The organism is Paenirhodobacter sp., from assembly GCF_041916475.1.
In the GTDB taxonomy this organism is placed as follows: Bacteria; Pseudomonadota; Alphaproteobacteria; order Rhodobacterales; family Rhodobacteraceae; genus Rhodobacter.
This window is the reverse complement of the sequence record NZ_JAYRZN010000009.1, coordinates 34,019-55,393: the sequence shown is the minus strand read 5'-3', so window position 1 is coordinate 55,393 and position 21,375 is coordinate 34,019. Positions and strand designations below refer to the sequence as shown.

Genomic DNA, 21,375 nt, shown 5'->3' with positions numbered 1-21,375 from the left:
TGAGGCCTGCAACCTAACGGTTCCGCCAGAGCGGTTCAAATTCATAATTCTGTACAAGATCATGAGGCGGAGCGCAGGTTAGAGCCGGTTGTCGGCCCCGATCCGGCCCATGGCGCGCCATCCCGCCACCCATTCGGAAATGGCCGCGAGGCAGGCCGCGCCCACCGCTTCGCCCACGGCCGTATGCAGGCCCGCATGGGGCAGGGCCGGGGCGGCCAGGGGCGCGGCCAGCGCGATGCAATCGGTGCCGGTGCCGGTCGCGGGGGCGCCATCGATGCACAGCCCGGTGGCCATTACGGCGGCGGTACGGGCTTCGGCCACGATGCTCAGCGCCTCGATCAGGGCGGTCTCGCTCAGCCCGCAATCCACCTGCACGGCGATGTTGATCGTGCCCCAGTCGCGCGCGACCCGAGCCCAGTCCCTCCGCTGCCCGACGCTTTCGGCATTGGAAAGCCCGGCCGTCACCAGTGCCTCGGCGGTGATGCCCTCCGCGCTGGCCGTGGCGTGGTGGTGCGCGCGCACGTCGCGCGAGGTGAGCAGGCCCACCGCTTCGGCGGCGCCGCGCCCGGCCATTTCTGCGGCAAACCAGGGCGTCACGTCGAAGCCCTCGGGCAGGTCCGCGCCGCGCACCTCGCGCCATACGATCCGCTCTGCGGTGACGATGCCGCCCCGGTGCAGCGCCCAGCTGATCACCCGGTGCGGCGCGCCCAGATCGGCGCAGAGCCAGGGCCGCGCGCAATGGAGGATCATGGCCGCACCCGTTCGAGCGGCTGGAAGATCACGCCTTCCGGGGTGATGCCCAGATGCGCGCGGATGCCGAAGACGCCGGACAGGAGCTCCGGCGTGAGCACCGCGCGCGGCGCGCCATCGGCCACGATCCGGCCGCCATGGAGCACCACCAGCCGGGTGCAGAAGCGCGCGGCCAGCCCCAGATCGTGCAGCGAGACGAGGACCGAGCGCCCCTCGCGCGCAAGCTCGGCGAACAGCCCCATCACCGCCAGCTGCTGCGCCGGATCGAGCCCCGCGGTAGGCTCGTCGGCGATCAGGAGCGGCGTTTCCTGCGCGAGGGCGCGCGCGATCAGCACCCGCGCCTGTTCGCCGCCCGAAAGCGCGGTGGCGGGCCGGTCGCGGTAGGCCTCGAGCCCGAGCCGCGCGATGGCGCGCTCCACCGCGGCGCGGTCCTCGGCGCGGGCGGCGCCGGTATGCGGGATCCGGCCGAGCGCCACCACCGCCGCCACCGGCATCGGCCAGGCGATCTCGCGGCCCTGGGGCACGAAGGCCACCGCGCGGGCGCGCCCGGCGGCGGGGAGGGCTGCGAGGCTCGCATAGCCGCTGGCCCGGATCAGGCCCTGCGCCGCGCGCAGAAGCGTGGTCTTGCCCGCGCCATTCGGCCCAAGCAGCCCCACGCATTCGCCGGGGCCAATCCGGAGGTCGATCCCCTCCAGCACCTGCCGGGCGCCCAGGCGCGCGCCGAACTGCCGCAGCTCCAGCATCAGATCCCCTCCTTGCGGGTGCGCAGGATCATGTGCAGGAAGAAGGGCGTACCGACAAGGGCGGTGAGCACGCCGAGCTTCAGGTCCCTGTCGGGCGCGATCAGCCGCACCGCCACATCGGCCGCGAGCACCATCGCGGCGCCGCCCATTGCGGAGGCCGCCATCAGCCGCCCCGGCCGCGCCGCCACCGCCCGGCGCAGCAGATGCGGCACCACCAGGCCCACGAAGCCGATCGCGCCCGCCATTGCCGTAGACGTGCCGACCAGCGCCGCGCAGGAGAGCACCGCCAGGATCCGCACCCGCCGCACATCCACCCCCATGGAGGCCGCGGCATCTTCGCCGAGCGTCAGGGCATCGAGGCTGCGCCCGACGGGCCAGGCGAGCAGCGCGCCCGCGGCGAGGAAGGGCGCCGCCAGCCAGACCTGCGGCATCGAGCGATCCGCGAGCGAGCCCATCAGCCAGAACACGATCTCGCTCGCGGCGAAGGGGTTGGGCGAGAGGTTCAGCACCAGCGCAGTAACGGCCGAGGCCAGCGCCGAGATCGCCACCCCGGCGAGGATCAGCGTGAGGGTGGTGCCGCGCGGGCCTGCCAGCACGAGGATCAGCACGACCGAAACCGCCGCGCCCGAAAGCCCCGCCAGCGGCAGCGCCAGCGCGAAGGCCGCGGCCAGCCCGCTTTGCAGCGCCAGCACCGCGCCGAGCGCGGCCGAGGCCGAGGTGCCGATCAGGCCCGGCTCCGCCAGCGGGTTGCGCAGGAGGCCCTGCATCATCGCGCCCGCGAGCCCGAGCGCGCCGCCCACCGCCGCACCCAGGAGCGCGCGCGGCAGGCGGATTTCGCGCATCACCAGCGTAACGGCCTCGCCGCGGCCTTCGAGCAGCGCGTGGAGGCTCTCGCCAAGCCCGATCGCCGCCGGGCCGATCAGCAGCGAGGCGCAGATGAGCAGCGCCACCAGCGCCCCGAGCAGGGCAAGCAGGAGGGGATTGGGCAGGTGTCTCACGGCGTCAGCGCTCTCAGCTCTTGCAGCGCCCTGAGAACATAGGGCGTGCCGCAAATCCAGTCCCGATCCGCCATCGCGGCGCGGCGCGGCGCGGCCAGCCCAAGCGCGGGATGGCTCAGAACCTCCTCCGAGCGCGCGGCGCCGGGATAGGGCTGGCCCTCCACGATCAGGTCCGGGCGCGCCATCACCAGCACTTCGAGCGGCAAGGTGCCGCCGCTGCGCAGCCCGGCTTCCGCGGCCACGTTGCGATAGCCCGCGGCGGCGAGGATCTGGCCGGAAAGGGTCGCGTCGCCGAGGCTGTAGCTGTTGGCATAATAGAGTGCTGCGCGCGGCCCGGCGGCCGGATCGCGGCGCAGCCGGGCGAGATCGGCCTCAAAAGCCCGCGCCATCGCCTCCGCTTCGGCCGCGCGCCCGAGCGCCCGGCCCACGGCGCGCATTTCGGCGGCCACATCGGCCATGCTCTGCGCGGGGGCGAAGGTCTCCACCGGCACGCCCAGCCGGCGCAGGAGCGCCACCGTGGCCGGGCTGGTGTAGGTGCCGGCCAGAACCAGATCGGGGCGGAGCGCAAAGACCTCCTCGGCCTGGCCGTGGTTCTCGGGCCAGGCCCGCGCCTCTCCGGCCATGGCCGAAGAGAGCGGGTCGCGCGCCACATGCGAGACCGACAGGAGCTGCCCCGGCGCTGCCAGCAGCATCGCCAGCTGATCGGTGCACAGGTTGATCGACACCACCCGCCCGGGGCCAGCCCAGGCGGGGGCGCAGAGCATCAGCCCCGCAAGCAGCAGGCTAGAAAGCCGTGCGCAGGCCGACATAGAGCGAGCGCCCGGGCTGGCGGTAGTTGCGCACCGTCTGGTAATCCTCGTCGAACAGGTTCTCCACCCGCAGATAGGCCTGGGTCGCATCGCTCACGGCATAGGTGAGCGACACATCCACCACCGTATAATCGGGCATCGGCGTCGGGCCGTCCGGATAGGTGGTATCCACCCGGTCCGCCGCATATGTGGCGGCGAGCCGGCCCGTCCATTGCGGCGCAAGCACCCCCTCCACCCCAGCGTTCAGGCTCTGCCGCGGCACCCGGATCAGGCGCCCGTCGGGGCCCTTCGCATCGGTGTAGGTGTAATTGCCGAACAGGCTCCAGCCGGGGCGGAGCTCGGCGGTGCCGCTCAGCTCCAGCCCGCGGGTTTTCGCGGTGCCGTCGATCTGCTCGTAGCAGTAATAGCCCTCGATGCAGGAAAACCCGGTCGCCTGGATCAGGTTCTCGATCCGGGTGTCGAACAGGGTCGCCTGCACCGAGCCGCCCGCGAACAGCCGCTCCACGCCCAGCTCGTAGCTGCGCGAGGTCTCGGGGCGCAGGTCCGGGTCGCCGTAGCTGCTGTGCAGCTCATAGAGCGAGGGCGCGCGGAAGCCGGTCGCGGCCACGGCGCGCAGCACCCAGTCCTCGGCCGGGCGCCAGGCGGCGGCGAGCCGCCCCGTGGTGCGCGCGCCGAAATCGCTGTGCACGTCATGGCGCAGCGCGAAGGACAGGTCCACCGCCCCGGCCGGCGCATAGCGCAGCTCGCCGAAGACGGAGTTGGTGCTGGCCGCGCCCGAGGCGTCGCTGTGATACGCGCCCCAGACCGGATCGACACTGTCGTAGCTGGTGGCGAAATCCTCGCGCGTGCGCTCGGCGCCCCAGTCCAGCTGCAGCTGCTCCGAAGTGGCCCAGCTGCCCGCATAGCGGTAATGGGTGCGGGTGCCGTCGAAGGGGCTGAAGGCGTTGCTGGCGGGGTAGGTATAGGCGCGCTCGGTCTTGCTGCGGCCGAGGCTGATCTCGTGGCTGACGGCGCCGGTCTCGAATTGCGCGAACAGGCGGGCGCCGCGCAGGGTGCTGTCGCTGTCGTTCGCGGCATCGGCGGTGCTGTCGTCGAATTCGGCGTGGCTCTGGCGCCAGAAGCCGTTGGCGCCGATGCGGAAAGTCTCGGTCAGGTCGTAGGCGCCGTAGAAGTTCAGCGCATTGCTGCGCAGGCCGTCGGCCTCGCGCCCGTCGGCATAGGCGGAGAAGCCGCTTGTCACGGTGCGGCTCGCGGTCAGGGCGAATTCGCCGCGCGCGCCCTTCACCCCGGCCGAGGCCTGGCCGCTGAGCGTGCCATAGGTGCCGGCCTCCACCGCGGCGGTGCCACTGCTGCCTTCGCGCGTGGGGCGCCAGGTGGCGATGTCGATCACGCCGCCCACGGCATTCGCGCCGTAGAGCGCCGATTGCGCCCCGCGCAGCACCTCCACCCGCGACAGGCCGGAGGTGCTCAGGGGGCCGAAATCGAGCTGGGTCTGGGTGCTGGAGGGGTCGGTGATGTCGATCCCGTCCATGCGCACGCCGATATAGGCGCCGCCAAGGCCGCGCAGCCGCAGGGCGGCCGTCTGCCCGAGTCCGCCGTTGCGGGTAAATGAGACGCCGGGCGCGCGGGCCAGCTGCTCGGCAAGCGAGAGCCCGCCTGCGGATTGCAGATCCTGTGCGGTGAGGACGCTGACGCTCGCCCCGGTGCGGCTGAGCGCGACGGGGGTGCTGCTGGCCGAGACGGTCATGGTCTCGAGCTCGATTTCTTCCTGCGCATGGGCGGGCAGGGCGGCGAGCGCGGTGGAAAGAAGGATGAGTGCGCGGAACGGGCGCATGATGGGTATCCTGAACTGCCGGATGGGCTCCGGATGTGGCGGTGGGCCGGGGTATGCGCCCGGTCTGCGAAATCACCACTGCGGAAGGCCGCTGCCCTGGCGCGCCCCGCACCGGACAAGGGTGAGCGCCACGGCAGGTCTCCTGGCTCGCGGGTCGTCGCTCTGGCAGGCCTTCCCGGTTTCCCAGTGGCACCGATCCGCCATCGCTCGCCGCCTACAGTTGCGGGGGCAGCCGCGGCATTGCCCGAAGGCGCACCGCATTCCCTATTGTCCGGAGGTCCGGAACCGGGGCGCGTTCTCTGTGCGGGGCCGGGCGCCCTTCTGTCAAGCCCGGAGCCTGCCCACCCATGCAAAAAGCCGCATGAAGGGCCGGGCGCGCAGGAAAATTCAGCCGCAGCGCAGAAAGGGGATTCACACCCCGAATCACCCATGTTAGGGAAGGGGCAATCAAGGGCCACAAGGCTCCTACCTGCAAAGACAGGTTCATACAGGCAAGCACAGGATACGGGCCCTTCGGGGCCCGTTTCGCTTTGCGGGGCCGGCTCCGGCGGCCTGTGTGGATGCGGCGTTGACACCGGCGCGCGGCTCTGTATAAGCCCGCCATCCCGGGGTTCGCGCCCCGGTTTGGTGTTGGTGGCCCCCGCAAGGGGAAGCCTGTCGCCCCTCGGGGAAAGGACAACGCCCTTCGCCGGGCATCCGCCCAGACAAGAACGGCCGCAAGGCCAACGAAGGAGATCAGCCGTGACCAAACGCACGTCTGCCAAGTACAAGATCGACCGCCGCATGGGCGAGAACATCTGGGGCCGCGCCAAGTCGCCGCTCAACAAGCGTGAATACGGCCCGGGCCAGCACGGCCAGCGCCGCAAGAACAAGCTGTCGGACTTCGGTACCCAGCTGCGCGCCAAGCAGAAGCTCAAGGGCTACTATGGCGACCTGACCGAAAAGCAGTTCCGCCGCATCTACGCCGAAGCCGAACGGGTGAAGGGCGACACCGGCGAGAACCTGATCGGCCTGCTGGAGCGCCGGCTGGACGCGATCGTGTATCGCGCGAAATTCGTGCCGACCATCTTTGCCGCCCGTCAGTTCGTGAACCACGGCCACGTGACCGTGAACGGCCAGCGCGTGAACATCGCGTCCTACCGCGTCAAGGAAGGCGACGTCGTCGCGATCCGCGACAAGTCGCGTCAGCTGGCGCTGGTGCTCGAAGCCGCGCAATCGGGCGAGCGTGACGTTCCGGATTACCTGGAAGTCGACCATGGCAAGATGACCGCGACCTTCGTGCGCACCCCGGCTCTGGGCGACGTGCCCTATCCGGTGGTGATGGAGCCGAACCTGGTCGTCGAATTCTACGCGAAGAACTGATTTCAGACTGAAATCATGCAAAGGGCCGGGGTTTCCCGGCCCTTTTGTCATACCGGCAAGATCATGCTGGCCAAGTTCCTGCCCGCCCGCTAGAAAGCCCGCGAACTGTGAGGACATGGCCCATGAACGACTTCATCCGTCCGCAGCCCGGCATTCTGGAGATTGCGCTCTATGAGGGCGGGCAGTCGCATGTGGCGGGTCTGAGCGACGCGATCAAGCTCAGCTCCAACGAAAATCCTTTCGGCCCCTCGGACAAGGCGAAGGAAGCCTTCTCCCGCGCCGTGCACAAGCTGCACCGCTATCCGTCCACCGACCATGCCGCGCTGCGCCAGGCGATCGGCGAGGTGCATGGCCTCGATCCGGACCGGATCATCTGTGGCGTGGGCTCGGATGAGATCATCAATTTCCTCTGCCAGGCCTATGCCGGGCCGAAGGACGAGGTCGTGTTCACCGAGCATGGCTTCCTGATGTACCGCATCTATACCCATGCGGCGGGGGCGGTTCCGGTGCAGGTGCCCGAGCGCGAGCGCACCACCGATGTGGATGCGATCCTGAAGGCCTGCACCAAGAAGACGAAGCTCGTGTTCCTGGCCAATCCGAACAACCCGACCGGCACGATGATCGGCCTGTCGGAACTGGAGCGGCTGGCGGCGGGCCTGCCGAAGCAGGCGCTGCTGGTGATCGACGGGGCCTATGCCGAATATGTGGAGGGCTATGACGGGGGCGCGGAGCTCGCGACCCGGTTGCCCAACGTGTTCATGACCCGGACCTTCTCCAAGATCTACGGTCTGGGCGGGCTGCGCATCGGCTGGGGCTATGGGCCGCGCGCGATCATCGACGTGCTGAACCGGGTGCGGGGGCCGTTCAACCTCTCGACCGCGCAACTGGAGACCGCCGAAGCCGCCGTGCGCGACCAGGACTGGATCGCGCGGTGCCGCACGGACAATGCCCGCCTGCGCGGATGGCTCGCGGATTCTCTGGCGGAAAAGGGTGTTCCGTCAGATGTTTCCACGGCGAACTTCATCCTTGCGCGGTTCGGCTCCGAAGAAGAGGCCGTGGCCTGTGACGAGTTCCTGAAGAAGGACGGGCTGATCGTGCGCCGGGTGGCGGGCTATGGCTTGCCGAACTGCCTGCGGATCACGGTGGGCGATGAGCCCTCCTGCCGTCGCGTGGCGCATCTGATCGGGCTGTTCAAATCGGGTGGCGGCCAATGACCGGCTACAAGCGTGTGGCGCTGATCGGGCTCGGCCTGATCGCGTCGTCGATGGCCCATGCCATCCGCCAGCATCGGCTCGCGGACGAGATCGTCGGCCATGCGAAATCGGCCGGGACCCGGGAGACCGCGCTGGAGATCCGTCTCGTCGACCGGGTTTGTGAAACTGCGGCCGAGGCGGTGCAGGGCGCCGATCTGGTGGTGCTCTGTGTGCCGGTGGGGGCGATGGGCGCGATTGCGGCCGAAATCGCCCCGCATCTGGAGCCGGGCGCCACGGTGACCGATGTGGGCTCGGTCAAGCAGGCGGTGATCGCGGCGGTCGCGCCGCATCTGCCGGGCCATGTGCATTTCATCCCCGGCCACCCGCTGGCGGGGACCGAGCATTCCGGCCCGCGCTCGGGCTTTGCCACGCTGTTCGTGAACCGCTGGTGGCTGCTCACGCCGCTGGAGGCCACGCCGCCGGAGCCGGTGGCGCGGCTGCGCGGCTTCCTTGAAACACTGGGCGCGAATGTCGATCTGATGGATGCGCACCGCCACGATCTGGTGCTGGCGGTGGTGTCGCATACGCCGCACCTGATCGCCTATACGATGGTGGGGGTGGCGGATCATCTTCGCCGCGTAACGCACGAGGAAGTCATCAAATATTCCGCATCCGGGTTTCGCGATTTCACCCGGATCGCGGCCTCCGACCCGACCATGTGGCGCGACGTCTTCCTGACCAACAAGGAAGCGACGCTCGATATTCTCGGCCGCTTCACCGAGGAGCTGTTCATCCTGCAGCGGGCGATCCGGATGGGCGATGGCGATCAGCTGTTCGATTATTTCACCCGCACCCGTGCGATCCGGCGCGGCATCATCGAAGCCGGCCAGGACACGGCGGCGCCCGATTTCGGGCGCGGCGGGCCGGAGCGCGGCTGATGCGGGCGGGGCTGGCTGCCATCCTGATCGCGCTCGCCGCCACCGCGCAGGCGGCGCCGATGGAGGAATCGCCGCGCCCACAGGCCCGCCCCGATGCGCTCGCGGGCAGCCTGGCGCCACTGCTTCCCCCGGGCCGCGCCACCGCGCAGCCCCGTGCCGATGTTCTGGCGCAGATGGTGCCTGCGGTGCCGGTTGGCGCGGGTGTGATGCCGCGCGGCGATGCGCGTCTGGCCGGTGTCCGGCCGGTGCCGCGCCCGGCCCAGCCCGAGGCGGTGCTGCGCGTGGCCGCGGCGCCGGCGCCGCGCCTTGCCGCTCCGGGCAAGCTGGCCAAGGGCTCGGTCTGCGGTATTCCCGGGCTCACGGGCCATCCGATCCCGGCCATTTCGTCGCGTGTGGCGGGCTGCGGGCTGGCGGACGGGGTGGAGATCACCCATGTCTCGGGGATCCCGCTCTCGCTCCCGGCGCAGGTGGATTGCGGCACGGCGGCGGCGCTGAAAAGCTGGGTCGATGGAGGCATCCTGCCCGCCGTCGGCAATCGCGGCGGCGGTGTGGCGCAGCTGCAGATCGCGGGCTCCTATGCCTGCCGCCCGCGCAACAATCAGAAGGGATCGCAGGTCTCCGAACACGGCCGCGGCCGGGCGGTGGACCTCTCGGGGATCCGCCTGCGCTCGGGAGAGGTGATCACCGTCGCCCAGGGGTGGGGCTCACGCGCCGGCGGGCCGATCCTGGAGCGGATCCACCGCGCCGCCTGCGGCCCCTTCGGCACGGTTCTGGGCCCGCGGTCGGATCGGTTCCATCAGGACCATATCCACGTCGATACCGCGCGCAACCGGGGCGGCGCCTATTGCCGCTAGGCGCTAGCGCAGCCGCGGCGCCGGCCCGAGCGGCACTGGCCCGAGGCTCATCATCCCCTCGTTGAAGCTCAGCGGCAGCTGCAGCGACCCGTCGGACGACTGCGCCGCCAGATAGGTCGCGAAGCTGGTCATCACCTGCTCGAGATCGGGGGCGACGATGCCGGAGCCGATCAGGAAATCCAGCCAGTTGCGCCAGTCCTTGGTGCTCAGGAGGATGCGCCCCTGCGGCTGGCCGTTGGCATCCAGCGTGACGGTGCCGGAGGCGGTCAGCCCGCTGTCACCCCAGATGATGCGGCTCGGCGTCAGCGTGATTTCCCGCAAATCCGCCGGGGCGCCCGCCAGGCTCGGCGCCGGATCGAAGGCCAGATCCGCGCTGAGCAGGATGTCCTCGATCGTATCCGGCAGGCCGGAGCGCGGTGCCAGCGCCGCGGCAACCCCCTGCGGCAAGGTCAGGCCCGTGATCCGGAGTGTCATACGGTACGTCTGCGCCTTCCCTGCATCGAGGCTCGCGGAAACGGCGCGCGCGTTCAGCACGGTGGCGCCGGTCGCATCATAGCTCAGCGCCGGGGCTTCCAGCTGAGCCGCCGCAGCCTGCAGCGGCAGGACCGGGCGCGACGCCAGCGAGACCGCGCCCGCGGCCTTTGCGGCGGTGAGGGTGAAATGCATGCCTCCGAGCGTCAGCTGCTGCGGCAGGCTAGGCGCCAGCGTCCAGTGCAGCGGCGCCCGGAGCGGAGCCGAGGCGCGCAGCTCCGGGGCGAACCAATGGCCCTCAGCGCCGATCGGCACCATCAGATGGCCGATATCGAGCCCGAACCGGGCCGGGAAGCCCGCCGCCTCCACGGTTTCGGCCCGGGCAAATCCTGCGCCCGAAAGAGCCAGCCGGGCCCTTTGCGCCATGACCTGTCCGAGCCCCCAGCCGGCCGCCGGGACCGCCAGTGCCGCAACTACAACCCAGCCCACAAACCGCATGGCAACCCCTTCCCCGAAACACCCGCCCGATGTAATCCCTCCGGGACAGGAGGGCCAGAGCATGCGCCGACCACTTTGGATCTTTGGCTATGGTTCGCTGATCTGGGACCCCGGTTTCGTTCCGGCCGAGCGTCGCCGGGCCACGCTGGCGGGATGGCGGCGCAGCTTCTGCATGCGCTCGATCCATTTCCGCGGGACCGAGGCCGCGCCCGGGCTGGTGCTGGCGCTGGACGCAGAGGCCGGGGCGGAGTGTGCCGGACTGGCGCTGCGGGTGCCGGAGGCTGAGGCCGAGCGCGTGCTGGCCGAGGTGCGCGCGCGTGAGCTGATTTCCTATGCCTATCTGGAGCAGACGGTGACGCTGCGCTGCGAGCGCGGCGAGCGGATCGAGGCGCTGGCCTATGTCATCAACCGCGAGGGGCCGCAGTATTGCGCGCTTGGGGCCGAGGAGCAGGCGCGCATCATCGCCGCGGCCAGCGGCGCGCGCGGGCCGAACCGGGACTACCTGTGGAACACCGCGCAGCATCTGGCCGATCTCGGCCTCGCCGATCCGGAACTCGATGCACTCGCCGTCCGCGTGCGCGAATTGACCGCCGGGGGCTTCACACAGGCGCTGGCGCCGCCTATCGTGGCGCATAACAACAAACGATGAGGCAGCCCATGCGCGCGCCGGTCCGGCAGCCCGAACCGCATTTCTCCCAGCCGGTCCGTCAGATCGTGATGATGCTGATCGTTCTGGGCTTCGTGGTGGCAGGCGGCGTGCTCGCCTATGCGCCGATCTATTCCATCTTCCATATCAACCCATGGTTGAATGGCGCGATCTTCACGGTGTTCGTGCTCGGCGTGCTGGCCTGCTTCTGGCAGGTGGTGCAGCTGATCCGCGCAGTGGTCTGGATCGAGAATTTCGCGGCCGACCGGCCGGGGCGGCCGCAGTACCGCGCGCCGGTGCTGCTCGCGCCGCTGGCGGCGCTGCTGGGGGCGCGGGGCGGGCGGCGCACGATCGCGACCTCGGCGGGGCGATCGATCCTCGAATCCGTCGCGACCCGGATCGACGAGGGGCGCGACATTACCCGCTACCTCTCGAGCCTCCTTATCTTCCTCGGGCTGCTGGGCACGTTTTATGGCCTGGCCACCACGGTGCCGGGGGTGGTCGATACCATCCGCGCGCTGGCGCCGAAGAACGGAGAAAGCGCGGCGGAGGTGTTCTCCAACCTGATGACCGGGCTTGAATCCCAGCTGGGCGGCATGGGCACGGCCTTCTCCTCCTCGCTGATCGGCCTCGCCGGATCGCTGGTGGTGGGCCTGCTGGAGCTGTTTGCCAGCCATGGCCAGAACCGGTTCTACCGCGAGCTGGAGGAATGGATCTCCTCGATCTCCCGGCTCAGCTTCGCGGCCGGGGATGGCGAGGGCGGGGAATCTTCGGCCATGGTCGGGATCCTTGACCATATGGCCGAGCAGATGGACGAGCTGAAGATGCTGTTCGCGCAATCCGAAGCCGCGCGCAGCCAGACCGAGGCGCGGCTGTCGCAGCTCGCGCAGGCCTTCGAGGGCTTCGCGAACCGCGCCGCCGCCGCCGACGAGGATCGCGCCCGGCAGATCAGCACCTTCGCGCATCTGGCCGCCGGGCAGGACCGGCTGGTGAGCGTGCTCGATGCGCTCAATGACCGGATTGCCATGCGCGAGGCCAGCGAGACCGAGGCCGAGGTGCGCATGCGCCTGCGCTCGATCGACGTGCAGCTGCCGCGCCTGCTGGAGGAAATCTCCGCCGGGCGACAGGAGAGCATGGCCGAGATGCGCACCGGCCTTGCGGCGCTGACCCGGGCGGTGCTCGCCGGGAAGCAGCAGCGCGGGGAGGGCTGAGATGGGCCTCGCGCGCCGCGGATCCAACCGCTTCGCGGTCAATGTCTGGCCGGGGTTCGTCGATGCCATGGGCGCGCTGCTGATGGTGCTGATCTTCGTGCTGTCGATCTTCATGATCGTGCAGTCGGTGATGCGCGATACGCTCTCGAGCAAGGATCAGGAGCTGACCGACCTGCATGGGCAGCTTTCGAGCCTCGCGCAGGCGCTCTCGCTCGAACGCGCCAAGACCGACAGCCTCACCGGCGCGCTCGATAGCGCCAAGGCGCAGGCGGATGCGCAGCAGGCGCTGATCGCCTCGCTGGGCGCGCAGCTGAGCGAACGGCAGGCGGCGCTCGACAGCGCGAACCAGAAGATCACCGCCTTCGAGGCGCAGGTGGCCTCGCTCGTGGGCGAAGCGAGCCTGCGCACGGACGAGATCCGCCTCGACAAGCAGACGATCGAGGAGCTGCGCGCGAAGCTTTCCAGTTCGGGCGATGAGCTTGCCGCGATGACGCTGCAGCTGGAGGCGGCGCGCAAGCGGGCCGATGAAACGCTGCTGCTGCTGGCGGCGGCCGAGGCTGCGAAGCAGGGCATGCAGCAGCAGCTGGCTGAGCAGATGAGCGAGGCCGAACGCGCGGCGCTGCTGAAAAGCACGGCGCAGAAGGCGCTGGAGAACCAGAAGCAGATCTCCGACCGCAATGCCGAGAAGGTCGCGCTGCTGAACCAGCAGGTGCTGGCGCTGCGCGCGCAGCTCAACGAGCTGCAGGCGATCCTCGATGCCGCGCAATCGCGCGATGCCGATGCCAAGGTGCAGGTGGAGGCGATGGGCGCGCAGCTGAACGCCGCGCTGGCGCAGGTCGCGGCGGAGCAGAAGCGCCGCGCGCAGCTGGAGGAGGCGGCGCGCCGGAAGGCCGAGGCCGAGAAGCAGGACCTGGAGAAATACCGCTCCGAATTCTTCGGCCGGATGTCGGAGCTCCTGAGCGGGAGGGCAGGGGTGCGGGTGGTCGGGGACCGCTTCGTATTCTCCTCCGAAGTGCTGTTCCAGCCCGGCAATGCGGATCTGTCCGCCGAAGGCCGGGCGCAGATCGCGCGCGTGGCGCAGACCTTCCGCGACCTGTCGTCCGAGATCCCGCGCGAGATCGACTGGGTGCTGGAGGTCGATGGCTTCACCGACGACACGCCGCTGTCCGGCACCGGGCTCTACCGCGACAACTGGGAGCTGAGCCAGGCGCGCGCGCTTTCGGTGGTGCGGTTCATGATTTCCGATCTGGGCTTCCCGCCCACCCGGCTGAAAGCCGCGGGCTTCGGCGAATTCAGCCCCGTGGCCGCAGGCAGCAGCGCCGAGGCCCGCGCCGCGAACCGCCGCATCGAGCTGAAGCTCACAGAGCGCTGAGCACCTGCGCCGCGATCCGGCCGAGCTGCTCGGACAGCGGGTTGGATTTGCGCCAGACCATGCCGATGGTGCGGCGCGGCTGGGGCGCGGGCAGGCGGGCGACGGAGACCTCGGCCGAGCGGGTCTCGATCCCGATCGCCATCTCCGGGATCAGGGTGACGCCGATGCCCGCGCCCACCATCTGCACCAGGGTGGTGAGCGAGCTGCCCTCCATCATGTCGCGCGCGACGGCAGGGGACATGTGGCAGAAGGACAGCGCCTGATCGCGGAAGCAATGGCCCTCCTCGAGCAGCAGGAGCCGCATCGCGCGCAGCCCTTCGGCCCCCGGAACCGGCTTGTCGGCATCGCGCGCGGGCCGCACCAGCAGGAATTCCTCCTCGAACAGCGGCTGCTCCGCCAGCCCCGGCTCCGATACCGGCAGCGCCACCAGAGCCGCATCCAGCGCGCCTTCCATCAGCCCCTCGATCAGCTTGCCCGTCACCGCCTCGCGCGGGCGCAGGTCCAGCCCCGGGTCGCTCTCGCCCAGCACTCGGATCAGCCGCGGCAAGAGATAGGGCGCGACCGTCGGGATCACCCCGATCCGCAGCGGGCCGCTGAAGCTGCCGCCGGCGATGCGGGCCAGATCGGCGAGCTCATCGACCGAGCGCAGGATCGCGCGCGCACGCTGCGCGAGCTCCTCTCCGAGTGCGGTGAGCCGGATCTGCCGCGGGCCGCGCTCGATCAGCGGTGCGCCGAGGATCTCCTCCAGCTCCTTCATCTGCAGCGAGAGCGCCGGCTGCGAAATCGCCGAAGCCTCGGCCGCGCGTCCGAAGTGCCGGTGCCGGGCCAAAGCCTCGAAATAGCGCAGATGTTTCATCGAGATGTTCGTCATAAGCCCGTCATATCACCGCAATTGGAAAATGAAAATTTATCTTATGAAGTGCTTCGGCTACCCTGATCCGGACCCGACGTGACGGCCGCGGCCGCCGCGTCACATGCAGCCGAGTGAGGAGAGCGACATGGACGGAAATGATGTGAGGGGCGCGGGCAAATGCCCGGTCATGCACGGCGCCAATACCGCGATGGGCAAGGGGGTGATGGACTGGTGGCCGAATGCCCTGAACCTCGACATCCTGCACCAGCACGACACCAAGACCAATCCGCTCGGGCCAGCGTTCAGCTACCGCGAGGAGTTCCGCAAGCTGGACGTGGAGGCGCTGAAGGCCGATCTGCGCGCGCTGCTGGCCGATAGCCAGGACTGGTGGCCCGCGGACTGGGGCACCTATATGGGGATGATGGCGCGCGTGTCCTGGCATGCGGCCGGGTCCTATCGCAACACCGATGGCCGCGGCGGCGGCAGCACCGGCAACCAGCGCTTCGCGCCACTGAACAGCTGGCCCGACAACGTCAACACCGACAAGGGCCGCCGCCTGCTGTGGCCGATCAAGAAGAAATACGGCAACAAGATCAGCTGGGCCGATCTGCTGCAGCTCGCGGGCACCATCGGCTATGAGCAGGCCGGGCTGAAGACCTTCGGCTTCGCCTTCGGGCGCGAGGATATCTGGGCGCCGGAGAAAGACACCTATTGGGGCGACGAGAAGGAATGGCTCGCGCCTTCTGATGCGCGCTATGGCGATGTGAACGATCCGGCGACGCTGGAAAACCCGCTGGCGGCGGTGCAGATGGGGCTGATCTATGTGAACCCCGAAGGGGTGAACGGCCAGCCCGACCCGCTGAAGACCGCCCAGCAGATGCGCGAGACCTTCGCCCGCATGGGCATGAACGACGAGGAGACCGTGGCCCTGACTGCGGGCGGTCACACCATCGGCAAGTGCCACGGCAACGGCAATCCGGCCGACCTGAGCCCCGATCCGGAGGCCGCGGGGCCGGAGTATCAGGGCCTGGGCTGGTTCAACACCCAGCATCGCGGCATCGGGCGCAACACGCTGGTGGGCGGCCCCGAAGGCGCCTGGACCACGAACCCGACGAAATGGGACAATGGCTTCTTCGAGATGCTGTTCGGCCATGAGTGGCATCTGGTGAAATCGCCCGCGGGTGCGAACCAGTGGGCGCCGGTTTCGATTGCCGAGGCCGACAAGCCGGTGGATGTGGAGGATCCGTCGATCCGCACCATGCCGATGATGACCGATGCCGATATGGCGCTGAAGGTGGACCCGGGCTACCGCGAGATTGCGCTGCGCTTCCGCGATGATTTCGAGGCCTTCTCCGATGCGTTTGCCCGCGCCTGGTTCAAGCTGACGCACCGCGATATGGGGCCGAAATCCGTCTATCTCGGCCCGGATATCCCGCAAGAAGACCTGATCTGGCAAGATCCGATCCCGGCGGGCAGCACGGGCTACGATGTGGCGGCGCTGAAGGCGGCGATCGCGGCCTCGGGGCTGAGCATCGCCGACAGGGTGGCCACCGCCTGGGACAGCGCGCGCACCTTCCGCGGCTCCGACAAGCGCGGCGGTGCGAATGGCGCCCGGATCCGGCTGACGCCGCAGAAGGACTGGGCTGGCAACGAGCCCGAGCGTCTGGCGCGGGTGCTGTCGGTGCTGGAGCCGCTGGCGGCGGCTGCGGGGGCGAGCATTGCCGATACCATCGTGCTGGCGGGCAGCCTCGGGGTAGAGCAGGCGGCGCAGGCCGCGGGTGTGGCGATCGAGGTACCCTTCGCTCCGGGGTGTGGCGATGCGCTGCCGGAGATGACCGATGTGCATGGCCTTTCCGTGCTGGAGCCGATCCACGATGGCTACCGGAACTGGCTGAAGAAGGACTATGCCGTCAGCCCGGAGGAGCTGATGCTCGACCGCACGCAGCTGATGGGCCTGACCGCGCCGGAGATGACGGTTCTGGTCGGGGGGATGCGGGTGCTCGGGACGAACCATGGCGGCGCCGCGCATGGGGTGTTCACCGACCGGGTCGGCGTGCTGAGCACGGATTTCTTCACCACGCTGACCGATATGGCCTATCGCTGGGTGCCGAAGGCCGGCGGGCTCTATGATATCGTGGAGCGCAAGACCGGCGCGGTGAAATATGCCGCGACGCGGGTGGATCTGGTGTTCGGCTCGAACTCCATCCTGCGGGCCTATGCCGAAGTCTATGCCCAGGACGATGCGCAGGAGAAATTCGTGCGCGATTTCGTTGCCGCCTGGACCAAGGTGATGAACGCGGATCGCTTCGATCTGCTCTGAGCATAAGACATCAGGCCCGCAACCGCGGGCCTGATGGTGTATTTTCAGTGACTTATGCGATGATCCTCGCCTGATGGGTGAGGTTCTGGCGCGGGGTGGCGCCTGATTAGCCTCACTGGTTCGGCGTGATCACGAATTCCACACGGCGGTTTTTCGCGCGGCCTTCCGGGGTCAGGTTCGAGGCGATCGGCTGGTCCTCGCCGCGCCCGACCGGCACCAGCCGGTATTCCGGCACGCCTGCGCCGATCAGCACCTGCGTGACCGAATTCGCGCGCTGGCGCGAGAGGTTCTGGTTGTAGCTGGCGGTGCCGGTATTGTCGGTGTGGCCCACGACCTGCACCGTGGTGTTGGGGTAGCGGTTCAGGCTGCCCGCGAGGGTCTGCAGGTCGCGCTGCAGATCGGCGCGCACGACGGCGCTGTCGGTGGCGAAGAGCACGTCCTGCGGCATGGTCACGACGAGGTTGGTTCCGTTGTTCACGACCGAGACCCCGTTCGTGGTCAGGTCGCGCTGCAGCTCCTGAGCCTGGCGGTCCAGCTGGGTGCCGATGGCGCCGCCGAGCAGGCCGCCGATGACGGCCCCGGCCGCGGCCTTGGTGAGGCGCTCGTCTCCGCCGCTGGTTGCGCCGAGCACGCCGCCGAGGATGGCGCCGGTGGCGGCACCCGCATTGCGCCGCGCGTTGGGCTCCGTTCCGAAGGAGCCGTTCGGGTCGGCGCAAGCCGTCAGCCCGATCACGCCCGTCATCGCCAGCAGCAGGGGAATGTTCTTTTTCATGACCAATTGCTCTCGTCAGTGCCCCGGTGCCCGGGTGGTTCGCCCCTCTTCTACGCGAAGGCGGGGGCATTGTTCCATCCCTCGCGCGCTTTGGGCGACGCTCCGCCCATCACAACTGGGCGAGAGGTGCCATGCCGGCCTGTGCGTACGCGGTGTGTGGAATGGCGTGGGGCGCCTGAGGCGAAGAATGCCAGAAAAGGCCCCGGAGATGCCCAAAGGGCCCCGGGGTGCCGGAGCCCTTTGCAGGCGAGGGAAAGACAGTATCGCTTCTTGGCGTGCAGCGATCGCCGCGCGCACAGGCCGCACCGGGGTGGACCGGGCGGCTTGTGCGAAGGGTCAGCTTCCGGAGACGATCCGGAACAGAGCCCGCCGGGCCTCGGGGCTCGGGGCGGCTTCGAAGGCGGCGGCCTTTTCGGCGAAGCCCTGGGCCAATGCGAATTCATCGCCGGGCTCGGCAATGCGAATGGCATCGCGTCCGATCGGGCAGACGGTGAGCGCGCGGACATCGAAGCGCCGCGGCACCCGGCAGACCGCGCCTTCGGCCACCAGGCAGCCGAGCGCGCGGGTGATATCTCCAAGGTCCGAACGCAGCGGCAGGAGCAGCAGGCGCGCCGTCAGCTCCGGCCGGCCGGGGCCGGGCTCGGAGACGAGCTCCGCCTCCACGATGGCCGGCTCGCGGAACATCTCCTCGCAGCCATCGGCGATGGTCTTGCGGGCGGCGGAGGTGAAGAAGGCCGTCAGCGGCATTCCGCGGACTTCCATGCCCATCAGGTCGTTCAGGTGCATGCCCGCCAACCGGAAGCGCCCCATGCCGGGGGCGACCCGCTCCAGCACGAAGGAAAATTCGAGGGCGCGTTCGATCCCGCGCGGATCGATCTCGGAGCGGGCGGGCACCAGGCGGTTACGCCGGACGCCATCCCAGTAGGCCCGCAGCTCGGAGGCCACACGCAGGCCGAGACCCGCGCGTTTTTCCATGCTGACGACCTTGTCCATCTTACCGTCTTCGCGTTCCATACTGTCCATCCGTGGCGGATTTACCCGCCTTTAAACTCACTACCAAAACGGGTGCCGGAGAGATTGGGTTCCTGGGCGATTGACCCGGCAGCCAAATAATTCTTAGTGACCCCTTAATACTGCAGTTTTGTCCCTTACAGAGAATTAAGTGATCAAATGGTTAAGCCCCTGACCTCCCTCCGAACGATCTCCATGACCGGCTTCGCGGCACGCCAGGGGGCGGGCGCCGGGCACAGCTGGACCTGGGACATGCGCGCGGTCAATGGCCGCGGACTGGACCTGCGCTTGCGTCTGCCGGAGATAGAGGGGCTGGAAGCGCCGGTGCGCGCGGCCGTGGCGAAGGCCGTAAGCCGCGGAAACATCACGCTTTCCCTGAGGCTGACCGGCGCCGAGCGGGGCGAAGGGCTGCGCCTGTCGTCGCCGGGGCTGGGGGCGGCGCTGGTCGCCTTGCGCGAGGTGGAGGCGGCGGCCCAGGCGGCCGGGCTCACGCTGGCCCCGACCCGCGCCTCCGACATTCTGGCGCTGCGCTCCGTTACGGAACAGGTGCTGACCGAGTCGGCCGATATGGCCGATTTGCGCGCCCTGCTGCTGCGCGATCTCGATCTCCTTCTGCGCGAGTTCGCGGCGATGCGGCAGGCCGAAGGGGCGCAGATCGGCGCGGTGGTGGCGGCGCAGGCCGCGCTGATGGCCGCGCTCGGGAGGGTGATGGGGGGCGCGGCCGGAGCCGATCCGCAGCGCGTCGCGCAGGAGCTGGCCCTGCTCGCGGTGAAGGCCGACGTGACCGAGGAGATCGACCGGCTGCGCGCCCATGCCGTCGCGGCGCGGGCGCTGCTGGCGGCGGAGGGGCCGGTGGGCCGCAAGCTCGATTTCCTGACCCAGGAATTCGTGCGCGAGGCCAATACGCTGTGCTCGAAATCCGGCTCGGCCCGGTTGACCGCGATCGGGCTTGACCTCAAGCATGTCATCGACCAGATGCGCGAACAGGTCCAGAACTTGGAGTAACCCATGTCCATTCGCCGCCGCGGCTTGCTGATCATCCTGTCCTCGCCCTCGGGAGCGGGCAAGTCGACGCTCTCGAAGCGGCTGATGAACTGGGATCCGACGCTGCGCTTCTCCGTCTCCGCGACGACGCGCGCGCCGCGCCCCGGCGAGGAGCATGGGCGCGACTATTACTTCTCCACCCCCGAGGAATTCCGCGGCCTCGTCGGCGCGGGGCAGATGCTGGAGCATGCCGAGGTCTTCGGCAATTTCTACGGCACGCCGCGGGCCCCGGTGGAGGCCGCAATGGCGGAGGGCCGCGATACGCTCTTTGACGTGGACTGGCAGGGCGGCCAGCAGATCCGCCGCTCCGCCCTGGGCAAGGATGTGGTCTCGATCTTCATCCTGCCGCCCTCCATCGCCGCGCTGGAGAGCCGCCTGCGCGGCCGGGGCCAGGACAGCGAGGAGGTGATCGCGAAGCGCATGGCGAAATCGCGTGACGAGATCAGCCATTGGGCCGAATATGATTATGTCGTGGTCAATCATGATCTGGACCGGGCGGAGGCGGAGTTGCGCACGATCCTGACGGCGGAGCGCGCCCGGGCGGACCGGCAGCCGGGCCTGAACGACATCGTGCGCGGGCTGAACGAGGAGTTTGAGGCCAGATGATTTACGAACTGGACGGCATTGCGCCAGTGCTGGGGCAGGGCGCATGGGTCGCGCCCGATGCGAACCTGATCGGCAAGGTGGTGTTGGAGGATGCGGCATCGGTCTGGTTCGGGGCGACGCTGCGCGGCGACAACGAGGAGATCCGGGTCGGCCGCGGCTCCAACATCCAGGAGAATGTGATCTGCCACACCGACATGGGCTATCCGCTGGTGATCGGCCCGGACTGCACCATCGGGCACAAGGCGATGCTGCATGGCTGCATCATCGGTGCGGGCACGCTGATCGGCATGGGGGCGACGGTGCTGAACGGCGCCCGGATCGGGGCGGGCTGCCTGATCGGCGCGGGGGCGCTGATCACCGAGGGCAAGGAGATCCCTGATGGTTCGCTGGTGATGGGCGCGCCGGGCAAGGTCGTGCGCGTGCTCGATGCCGAGGCGCGCGAGCGGCTGCTGAAATCGGCCGCGCATTACCGGGCGAATGCCGCCCGCTTCGCGCGGGGCCTGCGCGCGGTCTAGGAGGCGCCGGGGCATTGGCGGGCCTCGTCCTGAAGGATTTCGAAGGGGCGCGGCGCCCAGACGGCATGCACCTCGCGCAGGACCATCTCCAGCCGCGGGAGCGGTGCCGAGAGCGCGATCAGCGGTCCGGCATAGCCGAGCCGGATCAGCCGCTGCGCCACATCCAGAATGTCGTGGCGCTCCGCGACCAGCGGGGTCACCACGACGTCCGGCCGGGTGCGCAAAAGCAGCTCCGCGGTGAGCGCAGGCAGGGCGGCATGGAAGAGGGAGGCGGTATCGGGCAGTGCGCGCAGCGCCTCCGGGGGCGCCGGGGCGGGATCGACGAGCAGGATCCGCCGTCCCGCAAGCCCTGCGCATGCGTCCTCCTTGCCCGCGCAACCGCGGCCTGTCGAGGGGGTGCTGTCCATGCCATCATCCTGATACAGCGACGGAGGTGTGAGCTAAATCGTGGTGTACAATTTATTATAGTAAGAACGATTGACACATTAACTGTGGACAATGCTCAGGGCAACGCTTTCCTGACACGTCATCAGAACTTTACATGGACGTGGTCCTCAGACCATGTGATCGGACCG

21 protein-coding genes and 1 riboswitch are annotated in these 21,375 nt (G+C 69.1%); of the genes, 11 read left to right on the top strand and 10 right to left on the bottom strand.

Annotation, left to right across the window (positions count from 1 at the left end):
• Nucleotides 1-78: 78 nt before the first annotated feature.
• The 5 genes from ACOMG5_RS05570 to ACOMG5_RS05550 are packed head-to-tail and all read right to left on the bottom strand — an operon-like array spanning nt 79 to nt 5,134.
• A complete protein-coding gene (locus tag ACOMG5_RS05570) occupies nt 79-750 on the bottom strand; it encodes an adenosylcobinamide amidohydrolase (protein WP_420342798.1) in 672 nt (223 codons plus the stop codon).
• Nucleotides 747-1,493, bottom strand: coding sequence for an ABC transporter ATP-binding protein (locus ACOMG5_RS05565; protein ID WP_420342797.1), 747 nt, complete (start codon nt 1,491-1,493; stop codon nt 747-749). Before ACOMG5_RS05565 ends, ACOMG5_RS05570 begins: the two co-directional genes overlap by 4 nt.
• On the bottom strand, nt 1,493-2,482 hold the full coding sequence (locus ACOMG5_RS05560) for a FecCD family ABC transporter permease (RefSeq protein ID WP_420342843.1): 990 nt from the start codon (nt 2,480-2,482) through the stop codon (nt 1,493-1,495). Before ACOMG5_RS05560 ends, ACOMG5_RS05565 begins: the two co-directional genes overlap by 1 nt.
• A gap of 5 nt (nt 2,483-2,487) precedes the next feature.
• Complete coding sequence (locus ACOMG5_RS05555; RefSeq protein WP_420342796.1) at nt 2,488-3,300, bottom strand: ABC transporter substrate-binding protein; 813 nt, start codon at nt 3,298-3,300, stop codon at nt 2,488-2,490.
• Complete coding sequence (locus ACOMG5_RS05550) at nt 3,275-5,134, bottom strand: TonB-dependent receptor plug domain-containing protein (RefSeq protein ID WP_420342795.1); 1,860 nt, start codon at nt 5,132-5,134, stop codon at nt 3,275-3,277. Before ACOMG5_RS05550 ends, ACOMG5_RS05555 begins: the two co-directional genes overlap by 26 nt.
• 114 nt (nt 5,135-5,248) lie before the next feature.
• A riboswitch (cobalamin riboswitch) is annotated at nt 5,249-5,439 on the bottom strand.
• 436 nt (nt 5,440-5,875) lie between these two features.
• Between ACOMG5_RS05550 and rpsD the strand changes: the two genes are divergently transcribed.
• From rpsD to ACOMG5_RS05530, 4 genes are all read left to right on the top strand, one after another.
• Nucleotides 5,876-6,496: a 30S ribosomal protein S4 gene (rpsD, locus tag ACOMG5_RS05545; protein ID WP_420342794.1), complete on the top strand. Its 621-nt coding sequence runs from the start codon at nt 5,876-5,878 to the stop codon at nt 6,494-6,496.
• 122 nt (nt 6,497-6,618) lie between these two features.
• Nucleotides 6,619-7,710 (top strand): histidinol-phosphate transaminase, encoded by a 1,092-nt coding sequence (gene hisC / locus ACOMG5_RS05540; RefSeq protein ID WP_420342793.1) that lies wholly within the window; start codon nt 6,619-6,621, stop codon nt 7,708-7,710.
• A complete protein-coding gene (locus ACOMG5_RS05535; RefSeq protein WP_420342792.1) occupies nt 7,707-8,627 on the top strand; it encodes a prephenate/arogenate dehydrogenase family protein in 921 nt (306 codons plus the stop codon). The genes hisC and ACOMG5_RS05535 overlap by 4 nt, the downstream gene beginning before the upstream one ends.
• Nucleotides 8,627-9,481 carry an extensin family protein gene (locus tag ACOMG5_RS05530; protein ID WP_420342791.1) on the top strand — a complete coding sequence of 285 codons (855 nt, stop codon included), beginning with the start codon at nt 8,627-8,629 and terminating at the stop codon, nt 9,479-9,481. The genes ACOMG5_RS05535 and ACOMG5_RS05530 overlap by 1 nt, the downstream gene beginning before the upstream one ends.
• A gap of 3 nt (nt 9,482-9,484) precedes the next feature.
• Here ACOMG5_RS05530 and ACOMG5_RS05525 read toward each other — a convergent pair whose 3' ends face one another.
• Nucleotides 9,485-10,378 (bottom strand): DUF2125 domain-containing protein, encoded by an 894-nt coding sequence (locus tag ACOMG5_RS05525; RefSeq protein WP_420342790.1) that lies wholly within the window; start codon nt 10,376-10,378, stop codon nt 9,485-9,487.
• Nucleotides 10,379-10,511: 133 nt separating this feature from the next.
• Between ACOMG5_RS05525 and ACOMG5_RS05520 the strand changes: the two genes are divergently transcribed.
• Genes ACOMG5_RS05520 through ACOMG5_RS05510 form a run of 3 tightly spaced genes read left to right on the top strand, consistent with a single transcriptional unit; the run spans nt 10,512 to nt 13,679 of the window.
• On the top strand, nt 10,512-11,099 hold the full coding sequence (locus ACOMG5_RS05520) for a gamma-glutamylcyclotransferase (protein ID WP_420342789.1): 588 nt from the start codon (nt 10,512-10,514) through the stop codon (nt 11,097-11,099).
• A gap of 8 nt (nt 11,100-11,107) precedes the next feature.
• Entirely contained in the window at nt 11,108-12,307 is a 1,200-nt protein-coding gene (locus ACOMG5_RS05515) for a biopolymer transporter ExbB (protein ID WP_420342788.1), read from the top strand.
• A gap of 1 nt (nt 12,308) precedes the next feature.
• On the top strand, nt 12,309-13,679 hold the full coding sequence (locus ACOMG5_RS05510; RefSeq protein WP_420342787.1) for a peptidoglycan -binding protein: 1,371 nt from the start codon (nt 12,309-12,311) through the stop codon (nt 13,677-13,679).
• Here the strand turns inward: ACOMG5_RS05510 and ACOMG5_RS05505 are convergent.
• A complete protein-coding gene (locus tag ACOMG5_RS05505) occupies nt 13,666-14,550 on the bottom strand; it encodes a LysR substrate-binding domain-containing protein (protein WP_420342786.1) in 885 nt (294 codons plus the stop codon). The two genes, ACOMG5_RS05510 and ACOMG5_RS05505, sit on opposite strands and share 14 nt — an antisense overlap.
• Nucleotides 14,551-14,677: 127 nt before the next feature.
• Between ACOMG5_RS05505 and katG the strand changes: the two genes are divergently transcribed.
• Complete coding sequence (gene katG, locus ACOMG5_RS05500; RefSeq protein ID WP_420342785.1) at nt 14,678-16,852, top strand: catalase/peroxidase HPI; 2,175 nt, start codon at nt 14,678-14,680, stop codon at nt 16,850-16,852.
• A 112-nt stretch (nt 16,853-16,964) separates the two neighbouring features.
• Here katG and ACOMG5_RS05495 read toward each other — a convergent pair whose 3' ends face one another.
• Both ACOMG5_RS05495 and ACOMG5_RS05490 read right to left on the bottom strand, forming a co-directional pair.
• The gene (locus ACOMG5_RS05495; protein WP_420342784.1) at nt 16,965-17,624 is read right to left on the bottom strand and encodes an OmpA family protein; all 660 of its coding nucleotides are present in this window, start codon (nt 17,622-17,624) and stop codon (nt 16,965-16,967) included.
• Nucleotides 17,625-17,960: 336 nt separating this feature from the next.
• Entirely contained in the window at nt 17,961-18,638 is a 678-nt protein-coding gene (locus ACOMG5_RS05490; protein WP_420342783.1) for a PAS domain-containing protein, read from the bottom strand.
• A gap of 192 nt (nt 18,639-18,830) precedes the next feature.
• On the opposite strand from ACOMG5_RS05490, the gene ACOMG5_RS05485 reads away from it, so the two are divergent.
• The 3 genes from ACOMG5_RS05485 to ACOMG5_RS05475 are packed head-to-tail and all read left to right on the top strand — an operon-like array spanning nt 18,831 to nt 20,800.
• Nucleotides 18,831-19,640: a YicC family protein gene (locus tag ACOMG5_RS05485; protein ID WP_420342782.1), complete on the top strand. Its 810-nt coding sequence runs from the start codon at nt 18,831-18,833 to the stop codon at nt 19,638-19,640.
• Between the two features lie 9 nt (nt 19,641-19,649).
• Nucleotides 19,650-20,285 (top strand): guanylate kinase, encoded by a 636-nt coding sequence (gene gmk / locus ACOMG5_RS05480; RefSeq protein WP_420342842.1) that lies wholly within the window; start codon nt 19,650-19,652, stop codon nt 20,283-20,285.
• Nucleotides 20,282-20,800 carry a gamma carbonic anhydrase family protein gene (locus ACOMG5_RS05475; protein WP_420342781.1) on the top strand — a complete coding sequence of 173 codons (519 nt, stop codon included), beginning with the start codon at nt 20,282-20,284 and terminating at the stop codon, nt 20,798-20,800. The genes gmk and ACOMG5_RS05475 overlap by 4 nt, the downstream gene beginning before the upstream one ends.
• Here ACOMG5_RS05475 and ACOMG5_RS05470 read toward each other — a convergent pair.
• Complete coding sequence (locus ACOMG5_RS05470) at nt 20,797-21,207, bottom strand: hypothetical protein (RefSeq protein ID WP_420342780.1); 411 nt, start codon at nt 21,205-21,207, stop codon at nt 20,797-20,799. The two genes, ACOMG5_RS05475 and ACOMG5_RS05470, sit on opposite strands and share 4 nt — an antisense overlap.
• Between the last annotated feature and the right edge of the window lie 168 nt (nt 21,208-21,375).

Excerpts from the sequence above, each read along its gene's own strand:
- ACOMG5_RS05570 (WP_420342798.1), bottom strand. The coding sequence starts at position 750 with ATGATCCTCCATTGCGCGCGGCCCTGGCTCTGCGCCGATCTGGGCGCG.
- ACOMG5_RS05565 (WP_420342797.1), bottom strand. The coding sequence starts at position 1,493 with ATGCTGGAGCTGCGGCAGTTCGGCGCGCGCCTGGGCGCCCGGCAGGTG.
- ACOMG5_RS05555 (WP_420342796.1), bottom strand. The coding sequence starts at position 3,300 with ATGTCGGCCTGCGCACGGCTTTCTAGCCTGCTGCTTGCGGGGCTGATG.
- ACOMG5_RS05550 (WP_420342795.1), bottom strand. The coding sequence starts at position 5,134 with ATGCGCCCGTTCCGCGCACTCATCCTTCTTTCCACCGCGCTCGCCGCC.
- hisC (WP_420342793.1), top strand. The coding sequence starts at position 6,619 with ATGAACGACTTCATCCGTCCGCAGCCCGGCATTCTGGAGATTGCGCTC.
- ACOMG5_RS05535 (WP_420342792.1), top strand. The coding sequence starts at position 7,707 with ATGACCGGCTACAAGCGTGTGGCGCTGATCGGGCTCGGCCTGATCGCG.
- ACOMG5_RS05530 (WP_420342791.1), top strand. The coding sequence starts at position 8,627 with ATGCGGGCGGGGCTGGCTGCCATCCTGATCGCGCTCGCCGCCACCGCG.
- ACOMG5_RS05525 (WP_420342790.1), bottom strand. The coding sequence starts at position 10,378 with ATGGCGCAAAGGGCCCGGCTGGCTCTTTCGGGCGCAGGATTTGCCCGG.
- ACOMG5_RS05520 (WP_420342789.1), top strand. The coding sequence starts at position 10,512 with ATGCGCCGACCACTTTGGATCTTTGGCTATGGTTCGCTGATCTGGGAC.
- ACOMG5_RS05515 (WP_420342788.1), top strand. The coding sequence starts at position 11,108 with ATGCGCGCGCCGGTCCGGCAGCCCGAACCGCATTTCTCCCAGCCGGTC.
- ACOMG5_RS05510 (WP_420342787.1), top strand. The coding sequence starts at position 12,309 with ATGGGCCTCGCGCGCCGCGGATCCAACCGCTTCGCGGTCAATGTCTGG.
- ACOMG5_RS05505 (WP_420342786.1), bottom strand. The coding sequence starts at position 14,550 with ATGACGAACATCTCGATGAAACATCTGCGCTATTTCGAGGCTTTGGCC.
- katG (WP_420342785.1), top strand. The coding sequence starts at position 14,678 with ATGGACGGAAATGATGTGAGGGGCGCGGGCAAATGCCCGGTCATGCAC.
- ACOMG5_RS05495 (WP_420342784.1), bottom strand. The coding sequence starts at position 17,624 with ATGAAAAAGAACATTCCCCTGCTGCTGGCGATGACGGGCGTGATCGGG.
- ACOMG5_RS05490 (WP_420342783.1), bottom strand. The coding sequence starts at position 18,638 with ATGGAACGCGAAGACGGTAAGATGGACAAGGTCGTCAGCATGGAAAAA.
- ACOMG5_RS05485 (WP_420342782.1), top strand. The coding sequence starts at position 18,831 with ATGACCGGCTTCGCGGCACGCCAGGGGGCGGGCGCCGGGCACAGCTGG.
- ACOMG5_RS05475 (WP_420342781.1), top strand. The coding sequence starts at position 20,282 with ATGATTTACGAACTGGACGGCATTGCGCCAGTGCTGGGGCAGGGCGCA.
- ACOMG5_RS05470 (WP_420342780.1), bottom strand. The coding sequence starts at position 21,207 with ATGGACAGCACCCCCTCGACAGGCCGCGGTTGCGCGGGCAAGGAGGAC.